Origin of the sequence: Novipirellula artificiosorum, from assembly GCF_007860135.1 — a bacterium.
Classification (GTDB): Bacteria; Planctomycetota; Planctomycetia; order Pirellulales; family Pirellulaceae; genus Novipirellula_A; species Novipirellula_A artificiosorum.
The window spans coordinates 700,959-721,965 of the sequence record NZ_SJPV01000003.1; the positions used below are offsets into that span (position 1 = coordinate 700,959).

14 protein-coding genes and 1 pseudogene are annotated in these 21,007 nt (G+C 55.1%); 12 read left to right on the forward strand and 3 right to left on the reverse strand.

Translation table 11 applies throughout. The annotated features are described in order from the left end of the window. Positions 1–323 precede the first annotated feature (323 nt). Entirely contained in the window at positions 324–2,903 is a 2,580-nt protein-coding gene (locus Poly41_RS35520) for a S8 family serine peptidase (RefSeq protein WP_146526477.1), read from the forward strand. A gap of 743 nt (positions 2,904–3,646) precedes the next feature. On the opposite strand, the gene Poly41_RS12435 is transcribed toward Poly41_RS35520, so the two are convergent. Next, positions 3,647–3,934, reverse strand: a complete 288-nt coding sequence (locus Poly41_RS12435; RefSeq protein WP_146526478.1) for a hypothetical protein — start codon at positions 3,932–3,934, stop codon at positions 3,647–3,649. Between the two features lie 182 nt (positions 3,935–4,116). Here Poly41_RS12435 and Poly41_RS12440 point away from each other — a divergent pair, with 182 nt between their 5' ends. Further along, entirely contained in the window at positions 4,117–4,983 is an 867-nt protein-coding gene (locus Poly41_RS12440; RefSeq protein WP_146526479.1) for a flagellar basal-body rod protein FlgG, read from the forward strand. A 105-nt stretch (positions 4,984–5,088) separates the two neighbouring features. Next, a complete protein-coding gene (locus tag Poly41_RS35670) occupies positions 5,089–5,304 on the forward strand; it encodes a CoA transferase (protein ID WP_390621423.1) in 216 nt (71 codons plus the stop codon). A gap of 15 nt (positions 5,305–5,319) precedes the next feature. Here the strand turns inward: Poly41_RS35670 and Poly41_RS12450 are convergent, their stop codons facing one another. Continuing rightward, the gene (locus Poly41_RS12450; RefSeq protein WP_146526480.1) at positions 5,320–6,912 is read right to left on the reverse strand and encodes an ISKra4 family transposase; all 1,593 of its coding nucleotides are present in this window, start codon (positions 6,910–6,912) and stop codon (positions 5,320–5,322) included. A gap of 274 nt (positions 6,913–7,186) precedes the next feature. Between Poly41_RS12450 and Poly41_RS12455 the strand changes: the two genes are divergently transcribed. The 6 genes from Poly41_RS12455 to Poly41_RS12480 all read left to right on the forward strand — a co-directional run bounded on the left by Poly41_RS12455 (position 7,187) and on the right by Poly41_RS12480 (position 15,515). Then, complete coding sequence (locus Poly41_RS12455) at positions 7,187–7,693, forward strand: lactoylglutathione lyase family protein (RefSeq protein ID WP_146526481.1); 507 nt, start codon at positions 7,187–7,189, stop codon at positions 7,691–7,693. Positions 7,694–8,631: 938 nt separating this feature from the next. Continuing rightward, a complete protein-coding gene (locus Poly41_RS12460) occupies positions 8,632–10,452 on the forward strand; it encodes a sialate O-acetylesterase (RefSeq protein WP_197231264.1) in 1,821 nt (606 codons plus the stop codon). 241 nt (positions 10,453–10,693) lie between these two features. After that, positions 10,694–12,037, forward strand: a complete 1,344-nt coding sequence (locus Poly41_RS12465; RefSeq protein ID WP_146526483.1) for a sulfatase family protein — start codon at positions 10,694–10,696, stop codon at positions 12,035–12,037. Then, on the forward strand, positions 12,034–12,831 hold the full coding sequence (locus Poly41_RS12470; protein WP_146526484.1) for a hypothetical protein: 798 nt from the start codon (positions 12,034–12,036) through the stop codon (positions 12,829–12,831). The genes Poly41_RS12465 and Poly41_RS12470 overlap by 4 nt, the downstream gene beginning before the upstream one ends. Before the next feature lie 96 nt (positions 12,832–12,927). After that, positions 12,928–14,265, forward strand: a complete 1,338-nt coding sequence (locus Poly41_RS12475) for an anaerobic sulfatase maturase (RefSeq protein ID WP_197231277.1) — start codon at positions 12,928–12,930, stop codon at positions 14,263–14,265. 149 nt (positions 14,266–14,414) lie between these two features. Continuing rightward, positions 14,415–15,515, forward strand: a complete 1,101-nt coding sequence (locus Poly41_RS12480) for a DUF4185 domain-containing protein (RefSeq protein ID WP_146526485.1) — start codon at positions 14,415–14,417, stop codon at positions 15,513–15,515. 147 nt (positions 15,516–15,662) lie between these two features. Here the strand turns inward: Poly41_RS12480 and Poly41_RS12485 are convergent, their stop codons facing one another. Continuing rightward, complete coding sequence (locus Poly41_RS12485) at positions 15,663–16,331, reverse strand: hypothetical protein (protein ID WP_146526486.1); 669 nt, start codon at positions 16,329–16,331, stop codon at positions 15,663–15,665. Positions 16,332–16,741: 410 nt separating this feature from the next. Between Poly41_RS12485 and Poly41_RS12490 the strand changes: the two genes are divergently transcribed. The 3 genes and pseudogenes from Poly41_RS12490 to Poly41_RS12500 all read left to right on the forward strand — a co-directional run. Continuing rightward, complete coding sequence (locus tag Poly41_RS12490) at positions 16,742–19,222, forward strand: FAD-dependent oxidoreductase (protein ID WP_146526487.1); 2,481 nt, start codon at positions 16,742–16,744, stop codon at positions 19,220–19,222. 2 nt (positions 19,223–19,224) lie between these two features. Continuing rightward, complete coding sequence (locus Poly41_RS12495; RefSeq protein ID WP_146526488.1) at positions 19,225–20,388, forward strand: hypothetical protein; 1,164 nt, start codon at positions 19,225–19,227, stop codon at positions 20,386–20,388. A gap of 12 nt (positions 20,389–20,400) precedes the next feature. Continuing rightward, a pseudogene (locus Poly41_RS12500) lies at positions 20,401–20,781 on the forward strand (FAD-dependent oxidoreductase); the annotation flags it as partial. Positions 20,782–21,007: the final 226 nt, after the last annotated feature.

The window sequence follows — 21,007 nt, forward strand, 5'->3', positions numbered from 1 at the left end:
GAAAGCAAAAGTGGCATTGAGAAAATCGTACGGCTTCAAAACCGACGAAGTCTATGAAACTGTGCTATACCATGAACTCGGGAAACTTCCGGAGCATGACTTGGCCCACCAATTTTGTTAACGAGGCAAAGTCAAGAGAAACTGCTTCGCTCCTAATTGCAGTTTTGCAATGCGACAATTTGTACAACTTCCGATGGGTTCAACAAAACCTTAGAATGACTGTTTGCCAATCGTTTCATGCCGATTGTCCCGTACAAGAAACGACGTCCGTTTTGCTTGGCTGACTGCATGACAATCCTTCCTTTCCAACCGGAGTGTTTACGATGTCCAGTCGACGTTTTTTGTCAGTTGAGAACTTGGAACAACGAATCGTCCTTGACGCATTCGGTCTTGTTGGCCCTGCACTGCCCAATAGTTGGCAAGCGGTGATTGTTGAATTGAACGACAACACCAGCGACGCACGATTGATTGGCAATGATGTTGTGGGACGTGGTGGTGGACAACTCGGGCACATTTACAATCATGCCATCAAGGGATTCTCGGCACAGATGCCGGTAGCCGCGATTCAGGCATTGCAAAACAATCCGCTTATCAAGCGTGTCGAACTAGACATCCAGATGCAAGCGTTTGCAGATTCTCTGACTCAAGTGCTGCCAACTGGGGTTGATCGAATCAATGGGGATCAGCAGCTTGAGGGGGATCCAATTGCAATTGATGTTAATATCGCGATCATTGACTCAGGTATCGACACGCATGATGATTTGAACGTTGTCGGGGGCACCCATTTTTACACCACAGGAAACTGGCGAAAAAGCGTAACGGTCCAAGACGACAATTATGACGATGACAATGGACATGGTTCCCACGTCGCAGGAATCGCAGCAGCCAGAGACAATGGCATCGGAGTTGTCGGCGTTGCACCCGGTGCTCGGCTGTGGTCCGTAAAAGTGCTTGATGAAAACTTGAATGGTTCCTTGTCAAGCATCATCGCGGGCATCGATTGGGTCACCAGTACGAGGACGGACGGCGACCCTACCAACGATATCGAAGTCGCGAACATGAGCCTTGGTGGCTTAGGCGCTAGCACTGCTTATCACAATGCAATTAAGTCCAGCGTGAACGCCGGTATCGTTTACGTCGTGGCGGCTGGTAATTCCTATCGCGACATTCTGGGGCAAGATTTTCAGTTTGGGACCTCAGACGACACGATTCCGGCGGTCTACCCGGAAGTGGCAACCATTAGTGCGTTTGCGGATACCGACGGGAAAGCTGGTAACGCTGGACCGGTCAGTAGTCTCGGTTACGCTGACGACACGTTTGCGGACTTCAGCAACTATAGCAATAGCACCCGTGACAGTAACGACAAGCTAGTTTCCTGGTACGACGACAATAACCACGGAATCCTTTCACCGGGGCTGGGCATCGACTTGATGATGCCAGGCGTGGACATCTATTCGACCTACAAGGATGGTGGTTACGCCGTCGGTAGCGGAACCAGTGCCGCGGCACCTCACGCCGCAGGGCTTGCGGCCCTGTATATCGCGCAAAACGGACGAGCTCACAACGCCGAAGAGGTCTACACGATCCGCCAAGCATTGATTGTTGGCGGAAAAGGATGGCGAGACCCCGATGAGGGATTGTATTTCCCTGATCCGAACTATATCCCAGACAGTCCCGACAATCATACCGAGAATCTTGGTTGGGTCGCCGACCAGGGACCGATCGATCATGCACCCACTGTTGAAATTACTTCACCGGTTGAAGGCACGTCCATTGCAGAAAACGTTGAGGTTACTGCGACCGCAACCGATGATAATTCAGTCACACAGGTGGAATTTGTCATTAATGGAATCAGTCTTGGGACCGACACTGTGGAGTCGGATGGTTGGTCAATGATGTGGGACACGACGGGTCTTTCCGATGGGGTCTACGAGATCACTGCAATCGCCACCGACACGGCCGGACAGACAACCTCCAGCAAAATTTCTGTCATGCTGGACAACGTTGATGACGTTCCCACTGTCGCATTGGACAGCGACGGCCTTGCGGGCGTTCTTTCCGGAACGATCACGGTTACCGCAGACGCCTGGGATGATCGCGGCGTCGACAAGGTCGAGTTCTTTGTTGGCGGCGAATCGATTGGAGTCGACACCAATGCAACCGACGGTTGGTCCGCAGAATGGGACACGACGCAATACGTTGACGGATACTATGCCGTAACGGCAATTGCCACTGACAGCGGGCAGCGGACCGCGACATCAATCCCAATTGAAGCTGAAGTCAACAACGCAGTCGCCCCGACGATGCACGTGGCCGACTTGGATGGCTCGAGTGTCCTCGTCCGCAACCGCTGGACGGCAACCTCGGAAATCTTAATCCAAGATGCCCAGGGCAAACCTGTCGTGCGCGCAACCGTGACTGGCTCATGGAGCGATGGTGTTACCGGAACGTCGGAAGCGGTTACTGACGCCGATGGAATCTGCACCGTGGTGAAAACGAGAATCTCAACTCGAACGCCAATGGTTCGGTTCAACGTCACCAATGTCAGCGGACTACTGAAGTACGCTGCCTCCGACAACGTCGATCCCGATGGCGACAGCAACGGCACGTCCATCGTTATTGCCAGCCCGCTGTCTGCCTCTCGTTACTCGGTCGGCAGTGCTCAGGCGTTAGCATCGGTATTCGAGGATACGGATGATCGCGAGTTCGACAATCGCGGTGACGAACGGGAAATAAAACAGGTAACGAAGCGGGTGCAGGCTAAGGCACAAGTCCCCCAAGGGCGGCAAATGCAACCGCAGACGCGAGAATCCAGCGACCGTGTCGTGGAAAGCACTGCGCAAGAGTTCGAGTCGCTCCTCGACGACACTGTTTTGGAACTACTCGCCAAGGGTTGGAAATAGGCGGTTACCACCGCCGCAAAATTCGGTCAGTTCGGCATGCCGATTGGTCGGCCCTCCCTTGCACAGAAAGCGTTCATGGCCGAACGCTTCCCTGTAGATTGAGCCGTGCCAGTCGCCAAACAGAAGTACTGTGCAGAAAAGGGGGAGAAGGGAAATTAACGCAACGTTGCTCGAAAACTCGTCAAGCCCGGCACGGATATCCAGGAGGTTGGCTGCCGCTTCGAGGCGGAGCCGCAGACGCTGTCGGTGGACAAACCGACGCGACCAAAGTGGCTTGCCAATTACGTGAGGTGGTATACCCCGAAGAGATTTTCGCGATATCTGGATTCGCGCCGGTTTGGACAGTGCAGCAGCTAATCCTGATCGCTGGAGGCTGCCGGTAACTTCGCTCGCGATACAAGCTTAACGAACTTCGTCGCGGGAACGACATTCGAATTTGCACAGCGAGCCAATGTCACGGCCGCTTACGCAGGCCATCCCTGTTCACAACTAAATTGCGGCAATGTCTCTGTTTCGTAAAATGCACTCCTTAGCCCTTCTTGAAGTATTCCCTGTGGAAAGCCGCAGTCAGCTGGAAAGTTTAATAGTGAACGGTCCATGTTCACACGGAAACATCTGAGTACTGTCTTCCTTTGCAGAAACGCATTAATCGCCAAACGCTCGCCACATAGCACAGCTTATCAAACGCCCGGTGTGAAGTCGGTGTCGCGATCGATAGTATCCTTCCGATTCAAATACGCTCGTCACTCTACATTGGCCGCTACGACTGCTGCTTTCCAACTTCCAAAGGTGCGTTTGATCGCCAACGCGACGTCCCGATTTTCTAAGCAAACACTCGAGAATGTCATGCTCTGCCCAGTCGCATGACGCTCTTTGATCCAGTGCAGAATCGTGTTGCGATCCATGTGCGGTGGACGCCGGCGGGAGACGTTCGTTAGGTTGATGCCGGATGCAGTGAGAGCCTTTCGCCAGGTTCCGTGGTAGCGGAGAGCCGCTTCATAGAGCGCGCGGTCCGGTCTTCGGTTCACCATGGCCCCGAGGTCGTAGCCCGTCGTGCACAATCGGCGGAGTTGTTGACGGCGTCACCGTCGGCAGTCGCCGAACGAGCGAGTTGGCTTTCCGCAATATAAGTTGTCAAACCCTTAGCGTTTCTGCTACACAATCGAAAGCATTGATGTGTCGTTTCTGGTTTCTCAACCAAATGAGGTGAGGAATGCGTTTGATAGCAACTCTCGGACTTGTCGTTTCGTTTTGTTTCTCGATACAAGCAGAGGATTCGCCAACCGTAACGGACGTCAACAAACAGTTACTGACGATCGAATTGGAAAGCTACTTAAACGCTTACAAGAACGCTTCGGCGAACATTCGCGAGCTTGAGACAAAACTTGCTCAGACCAACACCGCCGAATCGAGAGCAACATTAGAAGCGAATCGTGACAGCCTACGCGTGCATCTTGACGCGTTGGCAGTTCGTGCAAACGAAACCGCGATACGGATCGGTAAAACGCAGACGGGGACCAGCAAAAAAAAGACTCTACCAGATGGCACACGGGTCTATCTTCGAAACCGACTGAAATCGACCGGTCGCGATTTAGATGTTGCGATTAAGGGCCGGGGTTTCTTTCAGGCAGTCGATCCAAACACAAATGCGAAGGTTTATGCACGCGTCGGCGGTCTCGACATCGACGCCAATGGCTACTTGGTGTTGGGTTCTGCCAGATCTGGCCTCCTAATCACGCCATCGATCCAGCTCCCTGCGGATACGATTGCCATCGTAGTTTCGCCAAGTGGAGAAACGTGGTGCAGACAACCTGGCGAGACGGAATTGCGGCTGTTGGGTCAGATGGAATTGTCGCAGTTCGCTAATCCTGGCGGCTTGCAGGAGATCGATGAGAATCTGTTTTCGGAAACCGAGGCGTCCGGAACTGCGAGTGTGACGAGGCCGGGCCAAGATGGCGCCGGAATTATTCGTCAAGGATGCATTGAGGAATCCGATAGCACACGGGTCCGTGAATTAATCGAACAATTGGTCGATTTGCTCACCGCTGATCATTCTACAGAGTCCTTGCGACCACGCTGACAGTGACAGTGCCAACAACAAATCGTCCATTTGCCCCCTGGGCGATGAAACCGGTAACGGCAAGAAACTTCTCATTCTCGCCGCGTCGGTGAACTCATTCGCATACTGGACTTTAGCCACGTCTACCAAGGCCCGGTTGGAACTCAAATTCTTGCGGACTACGGCGCAGACGTCATCAAGGTCGAGCGTCCCGGCAACGGGGACTGGAGTCGATCGTGGGGACCGTTTTCAAAAGACGTCTCAATGCCCTTTGCCAACTTGAACCGAAACAAGCGTTCAATCACCGTCGACATGAAGCATGGCGAGGGCAAAGGGGTGTAACCGGCGTTGCGCCGGTCAACATGCGAGCTTTGGTGGAGTGTAGTGCTGAATCAGGTTTCGATTTGGGTGAGCTTGATCGATTTCGTATTGCATATGCCAGTCGATGAAGGTTCGCCAGTGGTCGCTTTGAAAGGCCGCTCTTACGTTCAGCATTGAGCGAGCACCTTCGAGCGTCCAACGCATCCCGCTACGTTCCATTCGATCTTTAACAAGATGACGACATGCACCCTCGATGACACCCGAAGCGATCGGGTAGCCACGACGAAGATACTCGTCGTACCGCATTCGATCCGAGTTCTTCTCAAGATAACCACAGATTCCTTGCAGCGACCTCAATCGCTCACCGCGAAGCCCCCGCCGAGTTCCCAGCATTCGCAAGCCCTGGATCACTCCGGCTACCTCGCCACGAAGGATTCTCAACAATCTTTCACGAGTAAACGCTCGTTTGGCGGTATCGTCCTTTTCAAACAAACTTGCCGCCTCCCAGACGTAGGACAATGCGTGCAAGATATCCAAGATCGGAATCGTGCGGGTACCGAAGTGGAAATACATTTTGAACGTATTCCAGAGGCTTTCTTGGCCATCCATCAAGGCAATCAGAACCTGACCAGGACGGCGGCGGGCCAGCACCTGTCCGGCGATCCAAGCCATTCCGACATGTATGCCACTGATCGCAAGTTTGCCTCCATCGCCGTCGTCGGCAAGCTCCGGAAAGTGTGCCGTTGTGTTTTTGTTTTTCGGCGTGGGGCGTGGTTTTTTGATCGCGTCCTCGTCGGGTTCATCGCGAAACAATGCCGCCGTAATGTCTTCGGCAGTGCGGATGTGTGGATCGACCGAATAGACGCTCGCGACAGTCGCCATGCGCCGATTACCTGGGTTGGTCTTGGCCGATTCAAAGGCGGCGACTTTCTGGCTGTCGTTCTTGACCAACGGAACTCCCTTGCAATCGCCCGTGGCGACCANCAGTTTTCCTTCGCTTCCCTCGACTGGCAGCGGAAGNTCACCAAGAAATTCGCCGGCGTTGCGTCCCATGTTTCCGTTGATTCGCTCGGCTGTATCGACGCTGAAGTGGTTGCCGAGAATCNTGCCNAGGTTTTGCATCGCNTGGTCGTAAGCTTGATCAACGCCAAGCATCTGGGAGAACTCTTGCAGCAGAAACGACCAGCGGGCAGTGGGCAACGACAGACGGGCACTGATCGGACGCAGATCGATCGGTTTGTTCTTGCCCGTCGCATAGGTGGATTGTTCGAAGGAATGCTCGCCGAAAATGGATCGCAGTTTGGTGATCGATTTGGTTTGGCTACGTTTAATGATCTTGCCGTCGGTGGTATCGATCTGCTCACCAAGATCGCCGTCACCTTGGAGAGAAAGCAGCAGTTCCAGGGCTTGGTAGCCCAATTGAAGCACGCTGAGCAACACTTTTCTTTCCACGCTATCAAAGCTGTCTGCCGATGCCGCAGCCGATTGCACGGTGGTTTTGAGCTCTTCAACAATCGAGTTCATGTTAGCTTGGATCTGTTCGGGGTTGCATTGTTGAACCGAATCGGCGATTTTCATCGTGGCGGCCTCCTTGCCTTTGTGAAACGGATAGTGAGATACCCGAATCATGGCAGGTTGGCCGCTTTTTGTTTACATCAATCCCATCTGCCGCTCGAACGAACCGGCGGACCGCCGGTTACGCCCCCCAACCAAAAAGAACACTGACTATGCGAACAACCACGACGAACAGACGACAAGCCAGGCCACCGGTCCGCCACGTTTTTCCGCCGCGATACGATCAGAATCTCAATGAACGGTCGCTTGATTGAGGACTAGTCACCCTCATCGTAATGGACGAGTATTGAAATCAGACGCAACCCTACATTCTAAAGAAGAGCCAATCATGACGTATCCGAGAACCTTTTCCCACATCGGCATTTCCGTCACTGACCTCGACCAGGCAGTCGACTTTTACACGAAAACACTGGGATGGTACGTCATCATGCCGCCCACGGAAATCGTATCGGATGACTCGGCGATTGGAGTCATGTGCGATGATGTCTTCGGAGACGGCTGGGAGCGATTCCGAATTGCTCACCTAGCAACGGGCGACCGAGTTGGCGTCGAGTTGTTCGAATTTAAAAAGGCCGAAAAGCCAGCGAACAACTTTGAATACTGGAAGACAGGCGTGTTTCACTTCTGCGTACAGGACCCTGACGTAGAGGGTCTGGCAAAAAAAATCGTTGCGAACGGTGGCAAGCAACGGATGCCAGTTCGCGAGTACTATCCCAACGAAAAACCTTACCGGATGGTCTACTGCGAGGACCCTTTCGGAAATCTTATCGAGATCTATTCACATAGCTATGAACTGACGTATTCAGCCGGTGCCTACCAATCCGATTCCGATTGAGGGGAGATGAGCGTCTGCGAATCAAGAGCGTTGACTTCAATGGAAGATCCGCTGGGATCGGTCTGATGATTTCAGTGGCAACGAAGTGGATTGGCGGAAATAGAACAAGTCGCCCGAGACGGGGACTTATGGGTACTACGAAGCCCGAATCAAAGGGGCTCCGCTATTTCCCGGCGTGTGCCCATCGTTTTGGCCTCCGCCCGCCCTATTCCACATACACGGTGAAGGGATTCGTTCCCTCCGATGTTGAAGCCAACGATAAACTCCCGACCAGCATGGAAGTTGACTATGTCCGTATCTGGGAACGAGTGAAATGATGCTTGTGTCGCTGAAGGCTTGCGCGATCGCTACGCCAGCTATCGCTTTTGCAGGAATCCGCCCGGCGAGGTAGTTAGCGTACAGTGGACGCGTCACACTGGCCGTAAGCTCAGAAACGCACGCGAGATTGCCTGAGTAGAATTATGACGAACATAGAGGAAGGGATATTTCCGCCACGTCCCCGACCAAGACCGAGAAGTTCTGCGTGGATTTGATTCCCAGAACGTTACGGCCCAGTTGTGATCGCGTTGCCTTACCAACAGGGAGAGATTCTCTTATCAACCCTTGCTCAGCAAAAAGATGCCGTCGCACGGACCCGTGAGTTGCTCAGTCTGTTCTTGAGCAACCATGGCATAACCGTCCCCTATCCGGAGAAACACGCCTGCCCGGATACGATCGATCGCCCACAGATTCTTCAAAGGAAGCAAATAAAACAAGAATTTCGCGTTAGATTCTGCGGGCGTCGGTAGCGAACCGATGAGGAGCAAGAATGGCAACAGATTCCGATCGGCAAAACGATGGACGGGCCCGCTAGGGTCTGCATGGGAGCTACGGGCCGTGACTGTCACGGCGCAGCCCCAGCAGTAGTAGGGCATCTTGTCAAGAAAAGGAGGCAGAAAATGAAAAAACGAGTGATTCATTGCTGCAAGATCTTCACGCTGCTGTTGGGAACTCTTGCGCAGGCGGCAATCATTGTCGATTTTACGCATCAGGATGGAACGCATGTTATCCGCGCCGCAGATGTATATTCCCTGAGCGGAGATACCTGGGCACCCATTTGTGCGGATGATTATTCGATAGCCACGTATGCACCCCGAATCTTTTCGGATATTTGGGCGGTCGGGATCTATCTCAAGCAGACATCGGCTAGCCAGACCATTCTTCAGCTCACCGATTTTCAGGTGTCGGCGACCACGACGAACAATCCATTGGTCGATATCGATTTTGCGAATATATTTTCCAACGGATGTGTGCTGCAGCGGGGCCAGACTGTTCCGATCTGGGGCACTGCGACCCCAGGCGATACGATCACGGTGGAAATGAATGGCCAGTCGCAACAGGGCATTGCCGATGGGCAGGGCAACTGGCGCATCGCGCTGGATCCGGAAACGGCAGGCGGTCCCTATACGCTGGGCGCCACGGGAAGCGTTAGCGGTCCGGCTGAACTGACGTTGGTCTACTTTGGGGATGTGTGGATTTTGACGGGGCAGTCCAATATGTATCAGACTCTAGGAGGGCAGGTCAGGAATTTTCCGGATGACTATCCGGCAGTGCCAGACAACAGTGATAATTTTGATGACATGCGTTTTGCGATTGTGGACATCGTTACGGCGAACACGGCGGCGGACGATGTGACCATGGAGCGTTCTTGGACCCGCTGGCAGAAAAGTGCGCTGGGATCCATGTCGACCGTGGGCTATTTCTTTGCGCGCGCCCTCAACGAACAGATGGACGCCAACGGCATGGCGGATGTGCCGCTCGGCTTCATCAAAGTGTGCAAGGGCGGTACGTCGATTGAAGAGTGGATTGCCGAGGATAAATGGAGGGCCGCCAAAACGGCTAACCCGGGACTGGTCGTCGCGTCCGATGCCAGCGGCTACTACAACGGTATGATGGCGCCGATTCAGGATTATGCGATCAAGGGCGCAATCTGGTATCAGGGCGAGGCGCACACCGCGTCCCTGACCCGAATCGAACAATATCCGATTCTGAAGCAGACGCTGGTGGAGGCCTGGCGCGAGCAGTGGAATAATCCAGACATGCCGTTCTATTTTGTGCAGCTCGCGCCCTATAAAGCTTATACACCGCTGCCGGCGGATGAGTTGTGGGCCTGGATGCGTGAGAGCCAGGAATCATGCCAGTCTATCTCCAATACCGCCATGGCGTGCATCATTGATGGTGGACATCAGTGCGAGATTCATCCCCCCTTCAAGGACCGAGTGGGAGAGCGTCTGGCGCGCCTTGCACTGGATCAGACTTATGGTATTTCGACAGTTCACCGTGGCCCGACGTTGCAGGCTATGTCCATTAGCGGTTCAGTCGCCACGCTTACGTTCCATAACGTGGCATCCGGTCTCGAAACACGGGCGAACGATTCGCAGCCGGACGCAGATGAAATCGCGGAGGGTTATCTTCCTGTATCCGTTTCCGCGAACGAGTTGGCTGGATTCTTCCTCTGCGGCGCAGATAAGCGGTTTTATCCAGCGTTGGAGGCAACCATCACGGCTTCCAACCAGGTGCGCATTTCCAATCCGTCCGACGTCCCATCGCCGGTCGCGGTGCGCTATGCCTTTCAGAATTATCCGCGTTGCAATCTCTTCAACAGCGAAGGGCTTCCCGCCGAACCGTTCCGTACGGATGACTATGACTTTGGCGAAGCGCAGACAGAAACCAATGGGCACCGTTCTGAAAATACGAAACCTTCTCGCAGGAGGAGCTGAGTGAAATTCTGACCGATCCGGAGCGGACAGCGATAACGACGGCACGAGCCAATTTCAGAAATACGCCCTCGGCGGAAATCCGTTGGTGCATGTGCGGCGGGCGTCCTGCCGACGCACGATCTGGCGGCTGCCCATATGCATTACTGTCACAACGAGCGCAACGATATCGGCGTTTTGGAACCTATACGACTACGAATTGAACAGGAATGCGACAGTGGAGACGCGTCTTGGTTTTTGATGAATGTCGAAGCGAATAAACGAGGACAAAATGATAAACCGAAGAAACATACTTTTTATCCATGTGGATCAGATGCACTGGCAGGCGATGTCGGCATATGGCAACGCGCATGTAAAAACACCGGCGATGGATCGCATCGCCGCGGACGGGGTTTCGTTCCGTGCGAGCTATTCGGCCAATCCGGTTTGTTGTCCGGCCCGAACGTGCTGGTACACCGGTCGTATGTCAAGCGAACACGGCACGGCCCATAATGGCACCGAGCATCAACTGAGGGATGAACTTCCGGACCTTGGGGAGTGGCTGCGTGATAACGGCGATTATGAAACGGTCTATTCCGGCAAGTGGCATATTACCCGCGCTGTAACCAAGAACTTTAATGGCATTCACTGGAGCCCCTTGGCTAAAGGTGAGCACTCCGATCCCCCGGTTTCACGAGCCTGCATGGGCTTTCTCGATAACTATGAGGGGGATAAGCCGTTTTTCCTGAACGCCGGGTTTGTGAATCCGCACGACTGCTGCTTTCAATCCGGTGCACAAGGCGGCGAGGGCAAGTTTACCTTTGATTCCGAGGTGCCAGAATCGGAGCTCCCACCGCTACCGGATAACTTCGATGTGTATCGGGGGAGACCGGTCAGTAAGGATGCGGGCGAGGAGCGCTTCATGCGCTACTATAGGTACGTCTATTATCGTTGGGTCGAAATGGTCGATGCCGAGATCGGACGTCTTTATGATGCGCTCATAAACTCGCGCTTTGCCGATAATACGGTTGTGATTTTTTCCTCCGATCACGGCGAAGGACTTGGCTTCCACGGAAGGACGAGTAAATCCAATATGGTGGAGGAGTCCTGGCGCGTTCCGATGATCATTGTGGACCCGCAGCGCCGACGGCAGGGGCAGGAGGATCACGATCACCTCAGCATCAGCGTCGATGTGCCGGCCACCATCTGCGACTATGCCGATGTGCCGCCGCTTCCGAATATGACCATCGGACGAAGCCTGCGCCCGCTGGTCGAGGAAACGTCGACGGATTGGCACGAATACATTGTCGGCGAAAACTGGCAGGGCTCAGGGAAAATCGGCATCCGCGATGCAACCCACAAGACGATCTTTTATGGCGATGGCGGCCAGATTTGTATCTATAACCTAGAAACCGATCCGCTGGAGATGAACGATCTGTATGGCAAACAGGAGGGCAATACCGTCTTGGCAAAGCACGAGAATCATCTGCTGGAATACCTCGACAAAATTGAGGTGTACGATCCGGCGGATGCTAACCCGAAGGCACGGGCGACCTATAAGACGTACGTTGATTGGTACAGCAGACTGAAAGCGGAGGCTCGATCATGAAACGAAGAACCTTTTTGAAGCTCAGTACACTCGCAGCGCTCGCGGCGCAGGGAAACCTTCCGCTGCTCGCCGCCAAGAAATACTCCTGGGGTGGGGATAACCGCTTTACCGATCCCGCCGCAATCGAACCGATCACGGGATTTCTTCCGAACTGTTCACCGCCGACTGGCGGTGACATGAAAAGCGATTTTTCGGCAAAGTATAAGATGCTGCGGCAGGATGGGCAGGCGGACGGGGTCTCCAGGAATGAAGAGATGGGGTCGCTGGAAATGACGTTTGCGGGCAACACCTGCAACAGCACTGAAATACGGGTCAAAAGCGATAGCGACTACAACACGGTACACATCGACCTGGAATTTCAAGGCCAATACAACAGCGCCAAAAGCTGGACCCTTGAATCCACCTTTTTCGGCCACCCGGAAGCGAGGCTGGTCGAGCGTGGTAACTGGGACGGAAACGCGATGAGCGTGCAAACCAAATCGTGGACGAACAGCTATCCGACTGGCAAGCTGTTGATTGCCCGCTACGCGCTTTGGCCGCTGCTGGCTTCGGGTGTGCTGAAGAATACGCCGTTGATGTTTGATATGCTCGAAGATTGCTCCTTGCGTCGTGCTCAAACCCTGAAATATGCAGGAGAGATTGAAATTCCTGTCGCCGGCGGTACTGCCGTTCTGGACAGCTATGCACATACGGGGTACGCCAGTGTTCCGACCCATTACCTGGTCGACGAAGCCGGCCGCGTGCAACTGATTACGATGCAGACCGTCAACTGGGCACTCACTGAACTAACGTAATCGGAATGTATGAATATGAGGCCCTGACGCAATCGGCACCACTGCAAACTCCTCAGCCGTGGCACCCGGCGCCCTCCGCAATACAACGGCTTGCAAATGATGAATACCGTTAACTCGATCCAACACGCGCGGAGCCCGTTTCACATCCTGATCAAGCCGATTGGGCCGATCTGTAACTTGCGGTGTGAGTATTGCTTCTATCTGACCAAGACCGAGATGTTCGACGACGGCGAGCAGTACCGGATGTCCGATGAGGTGCTCGAGGAGACCATCAGGCAGTATATCGCCGCTCAGCCGCCGGGGACCGAACAGCTTGGCTTCGGCTGGCAGGGGGGCGAGCCGACGCTGATGGGCGTGGACTTCTTCCGCCGGGTGGTCGAGCTACAGACGAAATATGCGCGGCCGGACCTGGAGGTCATTAACGGGTTGCAGACCAACGGAACGCTGTTGGACGACGAGTGGGGCAAGTTCCTCCACGACGAGAAGTTCCTGGTCGGGCTGAGCATCGACGGCCCCGCCGAACTGCACAACCGCTACCGGCTGGACGTCCAGGGGCGCGGCACGTTCGAGAAGGTCATGGCGGGGATGGACGTGCTCAAGCGGCACGAGGTGGAGTACAACGTCCTGACCGTCGTGCATAGCGACAACGCCGACCACCCGCGCGAGGTTTACGATTTCCTGGCCGATGAAGGCGTTACCTTCCTGCAGTTCATCCCCATCGTCGAGCACGACCGGAAGGGCAATGTCTCGAACCGCTCGGTCCAGTCTGAGCAGTTCGGGCGGTTCCTCAACGGTGTCTTCGACCGCTGGCTGCAACGCAACGACGTCGGTCGGGTGTTCGTCCAGCAATTCGACACCAGCCTTGCGATTACCATGGGCTACCCCGCGCCGCTATGCGTCCACGCCGAAACGTGCGGCCGGTCGACGGCGATGGAACACAACGGCGACCTCTACTCCTGCGACCACTGGGTCTTCGCCGAAAACCGGCTGGGTAATGTGATGGAAACCTCGGTCACCGACATGGTCGACGGCGACTTCCAGACCGGCTTCGGACTGGACAAGTCCCGCAAGCTGCCCGGCTACTGCAAGCGGTGCAAGTACCTGCGGTTCTGCAACGGGGAGTGCCCGAAAGACCGTATCAAGACCACCCCTGACGGCCAATCGGGCCTGCACTACCTCTGCGAAGGCTACAAGATGTTTTTCGAGCACTCCGGGCCGGTGTTCGAGAAGATGGCCGACTGCCTCCGCATGGGCCGCCCGGTCAGCGATTACAACGTCATCGACCAGTTCAAACGCCAGGCCCAGGCGGCGCCGCGCCTCCAACCTACGCGCTCGGCCCGACCAGCCGACACCAGACCGGCCGCCCCCAGAAGAAACGAATCCTGCCCTTGCGGGTCCGGCAAGAAGTACAAGAAGTGCTGCATGAAGCGATGATAGACCTGCTCCCAGACGTTTCGCCATGCGTTAGACAATGCGCGCGCTGTTAAGATAGGGAGCGATATACGCCCGGAGCGGTTCCAGACGCGACCCAAATGGGAAATCCCGGCATAGAGAACAAGCCGACGGTAACTAGGAAACAGAAAATGAAGACCAAGATTGGCGTACTCGTTTCACTCGCGATCATACAACTGATCACTGCCGCATCGCTTCAGGCACAGGAACTCAAGCTGGGCGAACTGAAGCTGATGTATACCGAGGATGAGATCCCGATCCGCTACGACGGGAGTCTCTCGACGATTCGCAAGGACGGCGAGATGCACTTCTTCCATTCCTTTGGCTGCCGACTCCAAACCAGCGAGACGCGAAGGAGTCGCCATTCCTGGCACAAAGGCACGCCAGACGACCCGCTGAAGTGTCATGTCGCCAGCAAGACCGAAGACGAGTTCTGGGACTACAACGGCTACTACGGTGATCTGGCCGAAGAAGGAATCTGGATTCTCGGCATGTACCAATGTCCGGGCGGCGATATCCTGGCGATCACTCACGCCGAACTCAATGCGGGGGTTGGTAAACGTATTGAGAGGAAGGAACAACGATTCGCGCTGGGGCTTGGCTACTCGACCGACGGCGGGGCGACGTGGACTTACTGCGGTGAAATCGTTCGCCCGGCCGATGACCGCCAGAATGTGGGCGGAGGTGCCTATATCTTGCGAGGCGAGTATATCTACGTCTACTTCAACGATGCGATTCCCGCAGCCACGCGTGGTCGGGGCACTAAGGTCCACTGCGTTGCCCGAGCCAAACTCGACACGGTTATCCGGGCGGCCGCCCAACACAAGGTGACGACTTGGCACAAGTACGCCGACGGCAAGTGGGAGACGCCTGGCCTGTCCGGCAAGCCGGGCGATGACATCATTCCGCGCATCGTCGGTGGCGAGGACCTTCACGCCGACGCCGCCTACTGCGTTCCGCTCGGAAAGTACCTGCTCGCCGTCCAGACCCACGCCGCGGGCAAACTGTTCCTGTTCGCTTCCACCGATGGCGTGAACTGGTTACATGAGACAACGATCGACGAGATCCGCAACAATAACGGCGCGATCCAGCCCTACTCCGCCTTCGTCGACTTTGACGGTCCCTCGGACGATTGCCACACTGTCGACGAGGACTTCTTCATCTACTTCCCTCGAAAGGGCCCCGATCACGAGTATGACCTCATGTTCCGCAGGAAGATCACAATCGAGTGATGATGGTGTAGAAAAAGACACTGAAGCTCTGCAACGACCGTTCACTCCGCGTCGGCATTCCGACAAAAATAAAGAATTCCGCGTTAGATTCTTTGGGCGTCGGTAGCTAGCGGGGAAAGGAGCAACTATGGCAACAGATTCCGATCGTCAAAACGAACGTCCTGATCCGCATGAGACCTTCCTGCGGCTTTGGACGCTGTACAAGCCCAGTCTGCACGGTTGTGCGATCGTCCTGCCCACAAGGCACATGAAGTGGATGACGTGGTGCATGAGGTCGGCGTCGCCGCTCTGCAAACGTTTTCGACGCTCGATGACCAATTCGCCTTTGGTGCGTGAGCCTGACCGACTGCACTTTAGGCGATCGTCATACAAGGAATCGGTGTCGGAATTTTTATTCTGCGGCGCGGTCGTCAGGTCGCCCAAAAGTGTTTCGCTCAGCATTTCACGAGCAATCCTACGGCGACGGTCGTTGTGCGAAGGACGCCTCAGAGGATTGTCCCAAGGACGGTCGCTACGATCAACCAAACACTCACTCGCTTCGTCCCAACACTCAAACTCCACCAACGCGTAGAGCCAGCCGCACAGGTTCCAGCAACCGACGCCTGACCACACATTGCGGACTTGTTGCTCGCCCACACCCCAAATCTCTTTAACATCATCAAAGTGTTCCTCAATCGACCAGCGACCCGAAACGATTTTCAAAATCGCTTCCACGCTCAACGATGTGTCCGTGCTGATGCACGCCGCCCAAGTGCCGCCAGCGTGTCGGAGCAAGACCACTCGCACCTCGCCCCCAGCGACATGACTGGTTGCCAAGGAAGTCTTTCAAAGGCCTTCCGCAGGTACACCACGGCAATGGTACCGGATCGTTTGCCAGCCCTGCCGGTGACCAGCAAGCTTGGCCGAGCTGATTCGATTCTTGCCATACTTGCGAGGCCGGCCGCGTCGATCAGGTGTGTTCACGGGAAGGTCAAACAACTTTGCATCGCGACGAAGCCCGCTGTGCCATCCTTGGCCCTTTCTAGTGTTGGTGTGGTGTGAGAACCTCCAATTTCTCTGAGGGCATATTTCGTAGCAATATCAACCGCAAACTGACAGACGAACCCCTAAAGTGCAGAACCCATTGGTCAGGATCGAAAACCTGAGGGTCGGGCTGTTTCCCGAGAGTGTGCCACTTTAGGCGTCTTAATCTTTGAGACTGAACTTTTTCGAAATGGAGATGCATTATGTTGAACAGACGTGATTTTGTAAAAGCTGGGGCGATTGGTTTTTCTTTTGTGGCCGGTTCGGGGTGGGCGCTTACATATGATCCGATTGACGTGTCCGGAGGTGAATTCAATAACTGCATCCCGTTCCGTAAAAAGCCGCGCGTGATCCGCGAAGCGGTGCCCGGATTTCTGTGGGCTGATGCGGCTGATTTTCAGGATTATGGGGGGTGGGCGCTCGACACCCAACATGTCGGTTTTATGGGGTCCTCCTATTTAATTGCCCACGGCACCAGCAAGACGGTGTCGGATGCGACCTTGAAGCTGAAGGCGGTGAAGCCCGGTGAATACCGCCTTTGGATTCGCAGCCGCAACTGGATTCCGGAACATGCACCGGGCACCTTCGGCGTAGCGGTTAATGGCACGGATTCCGGCAAAACCTTCGGTGCACAGAAGGAGAAGGGCTGGATTTGGCAGGACGGCGGCGTGCATGAGCTGTCAGGCGCTGCGCTGCTGACGCTGCAGGACAAAACTGGCATCTTTGGGCGCTGCTCCTCCATTATTCTGACGCGCGATTTGAATTATCAGCCGCCTGTCAAAATCGAAGCGTTTAAAAATGAGCGTGCCCGGTTGAGCGGTGTTTCCAATGAAATCAAACGTGGCGGCAGCTATGATGTGATTGTGGTGGGCGGTGGCCCGTCCGGCGGTCCGGCGGCCATTGCAGCGGCCCGCACAGGCGCCAAGACCGCTCTGGTTTCCAATCGTCCGGTGCTGGGTGGCAACTCCAGTGCCGAGATTGGTGTTCCGGTGCAGGGCGCCGCGAAAAAACATCCCGGGAAGCCGGTGCGCGAAACAGGCATCATCGAAGAGGCCGGACGAATCGAGCTGTATGGGATGACGGAGGAGCAACTGACGAAACAAGGGTATAGCGTCACGATGTCGCGTCCCTTCAAAACGCTGGCCGATGCCGAGCCGCAGCTCGATTTGCATGAAAATTTCTGGCTCGAAGGGGTCAAGAAAAAGGGCGCGCGTATCACGGAAGTGATTCTCGTTGATACGCTGACCGGAGAGCGCAAATCACTATCTGGAAAAATGTTTATCGATTGCACCGGCGATGCCTGGTTGGGGCACCATGCCGGGGCCGATGAACGCGTCGGTCGCGAAGCCTTCAGCGAATATCAGGAAGAGGGCGCCCCCGAAGAAGCAGACAACATTACCATGAGCGCCTGTCTGCGCGCGGGTCGTCGTGATATGCGCAAAGTGACGTTTCATCAAAGCCGTAAGCATGAGACCCCGCAAGCCTACACCCCGCCGCCGTGGATCTATGATTTACCGGAAGAATGGTTGAATGGCCGCATGGGAGGCGGCTCGCAGGAAGGCATGTATCGACGCATGACGAGCTGGGCAGTGAATGGCACCTGGTGGTATGAGCATCCCGGCGATGTCGACGATCTGTGGGATCCGGAATTTGCCCGGGATGAGTTGATCCGGGTGAACTACACCATGTGGGATTATTTCAAGAATCATTGGGAAGAGCGGAAACGACTGGCTAAGTACAGCCTGGATTATGTCGGCTTTATGGCCGGAAAACGCGAGAGCCGCCGGTTGATGGGCGATCTGGTGCTCAACGCCAATGACGCGATTGAAAATCGACAGTTCGATGATGTGATCGCTCATACCGGTTGGACTTTGGATGTGCACCATCATCTCGGTATTCTTTCCACGGAAGGCCCTTTCACCATTGATACCCATATTCCAATTGGGCAGATTCCCTACCGTTGCCTGTATTCACGTAACATCGATAATTTATTGATGGCGGGTCGCTGCGCCAGTGCTACGCATTTAGCGCTGGGAACGGTGCGTATTCAAGCGTCCTGTGCGGTGACCGGACAGGCGGCCGGAACGGCTGCCGGAGTAGCATTGAAGCATCAAACGACACCGCGCGGGGTGTATCAGGAGCACATGACCGAGCTGCAGCAGCTGTTGCTTAAAAACGACCAGTATGTACCGGGCATTCCGAATCGCGATCCGGCGGATCTCGCGCTCGGTGCCAAGGTGACCGCCACCAGCGGCCCGAGTACTGCGGACAATGTGGTTAACGGCATTGCCCGCCCGACACTGGATGGCAAAACGAATACCTGGGAGTCTGACTCGAAACAGTCACTGCCTCAATCGATCGAGCTGACACTGGAAAAGCCGTCAAAAGTCGGCGCTATCCAGTGCGTGTTTGACACGGACCTGACCGTTTCCATGCCCACGCAGCGCACGAATCGGGTGCCTGAAGAGTGTGTGCGTGACTATACGTTGGAGTGCCGCGTGAACGGAAAATGGCAGCGTGTTGTCCGCGAACGCGACAATTTCCAGCGTTTTCGTCGGCACCAATTTAGACAGGTTCTCGCGGACAAGGTGCGTCTGACTGTCGAAGCCACCAATGGAGCCGAAACGGCTCGCGTTGTGGAGCTGCGCGTCTATCCCGACGCCGCACCACTGTTAATGGGATAACGATGAAGCGGCGGATTATAAATTTATACGGACAAAGTATGCTCGTGGTTGCGCTCTTGATGGGCGGAATGGCGTGTGGCCAGGAACGGGTGGAGTATCGAATTCCATTGCATGATCCCGTGAAACCGGATGCGCCGGCGATTTCTTTTAAGGTGGAGCTGATTCTGGATGCCCATGGCTTTCCTTTTGAGTACCAGATGCCGCTCACCACCGGAGTCTGTCTCGACGGGACCTGTAAACCCCTGCAGGCCACCCTGTTCTGGGATGCGTTTGGAAACTATTCCCGATTGGACTATGACGAGGGTGCGCCTTTGACCAAGGGCGATCATAAGCCTTTTACGGAGTCTGACTATGATCGGCTTGATCAGATCCTCAAGGACAAGCGGTCGATCCTTGGCACCTATCCGCTGGACTATTTTTTGATCAAGCCCGCCGACCGCTATCTTATGGACGTCGACGGCATCACGTCTGCGACCCCGCCATCGGTCAAGGATGCCGTGGTGGATAAGGCGGCCTACACTTCGTGGGCGCTGTGGCATTGGGTGAACGGCAGTATTGTTGACCGGCTGCATGCCAAGACCGTGGCAAGGGTGGATGATGATTATCTCCTGCACGGACTTACATCCGATGAAGCCTCGTTGGTTACTTTTTCATTGGAACAGCTCGAAGAAAACGGATTGCAAGATCCGCGGCACCATGAAGCCTGTTTCCATGTCCTCGAAAACAGTGGCCGCTCCAATTGCGAGTCGGCACTGAAACTGTTGACCCAATCTGCTGGAGATACTTCAGCGATTTTTAGCCGGTTGGTCGGCCTGATCGGCCAGAACGGCGGCTCTTCCGATCTCATTCTCAGCTATTTTGAAAAACTGCCGAATCCTGCCCCGGTTGTATGGATCGAGCTAGCGAAGCAGTTGGAGGTCATTCCCGGCTACGGCGATCTCGATGCGGCGTTCGCACTACTGCAAAAACATGCCGGCGGCGTGCCGGAGGTGTGCGACATGGTTTCGAAGCTGGCTGATAGCGAGGATCGTTTTATTGCCCGTCGTGCGCAGGAATTTATCGATGCGCACCGTGTTCAAGGTCCCAATGGACGAAAGGAGCCTCGCTACGGAGAAGGTGCCGCAGAAGGAACGCTTCACTTGCATGATGCCACGGGGCCCTACTAAGTACCCTACGGCACACTGGTGCCCGAACAGCACAACGGCATACTTTTTCCTGTGGGGATTTCCTCGACGCACGTTGCCATGTGCAGCGTGCGGATGGAGCCTGTATGGTCCTCCCTGGGACAGGCCGCGGGGGTTGCCGCCGCCTTGGCGATCGACAATCAGCAGGAACTCAGAGACGTTTCCGTTAAGCACATCCAAGATGAACTGTTAAAACAGAAGTGTGTTCTGTTTTTCTACACAGACCTCCCTTCCGATGCGCCCTCATTCACTGCGGCGCAAAAGCTGAGCCTGCTGGGCGCAGTGTCCGGACCTGATCGTGTTGATTACAGTACGACCGGGATTTTTTTGTTCGGGCAGGCAAGTAAGGCCGGTTCCCACTGGCCGCCTCTCTAGAGCGAATCGTGGCGTATGTGTTAACCGCAGGTCGCAAACAGTAAATTTCATCGTGGACCTATTCTGGCCGGTGGAACCGGCCCTACCAGATACTGACAAGAAAAACGCCATCGCGATGCCGTCGTTCTCACACGGTGGAAGTCGCCTCCGGCAGAACAACTTTATCGGAATTCCAAGAGTTTTTTTAGATTTCTGCGTTAGATTCTGCGGTCGTCGGTAGCGTACA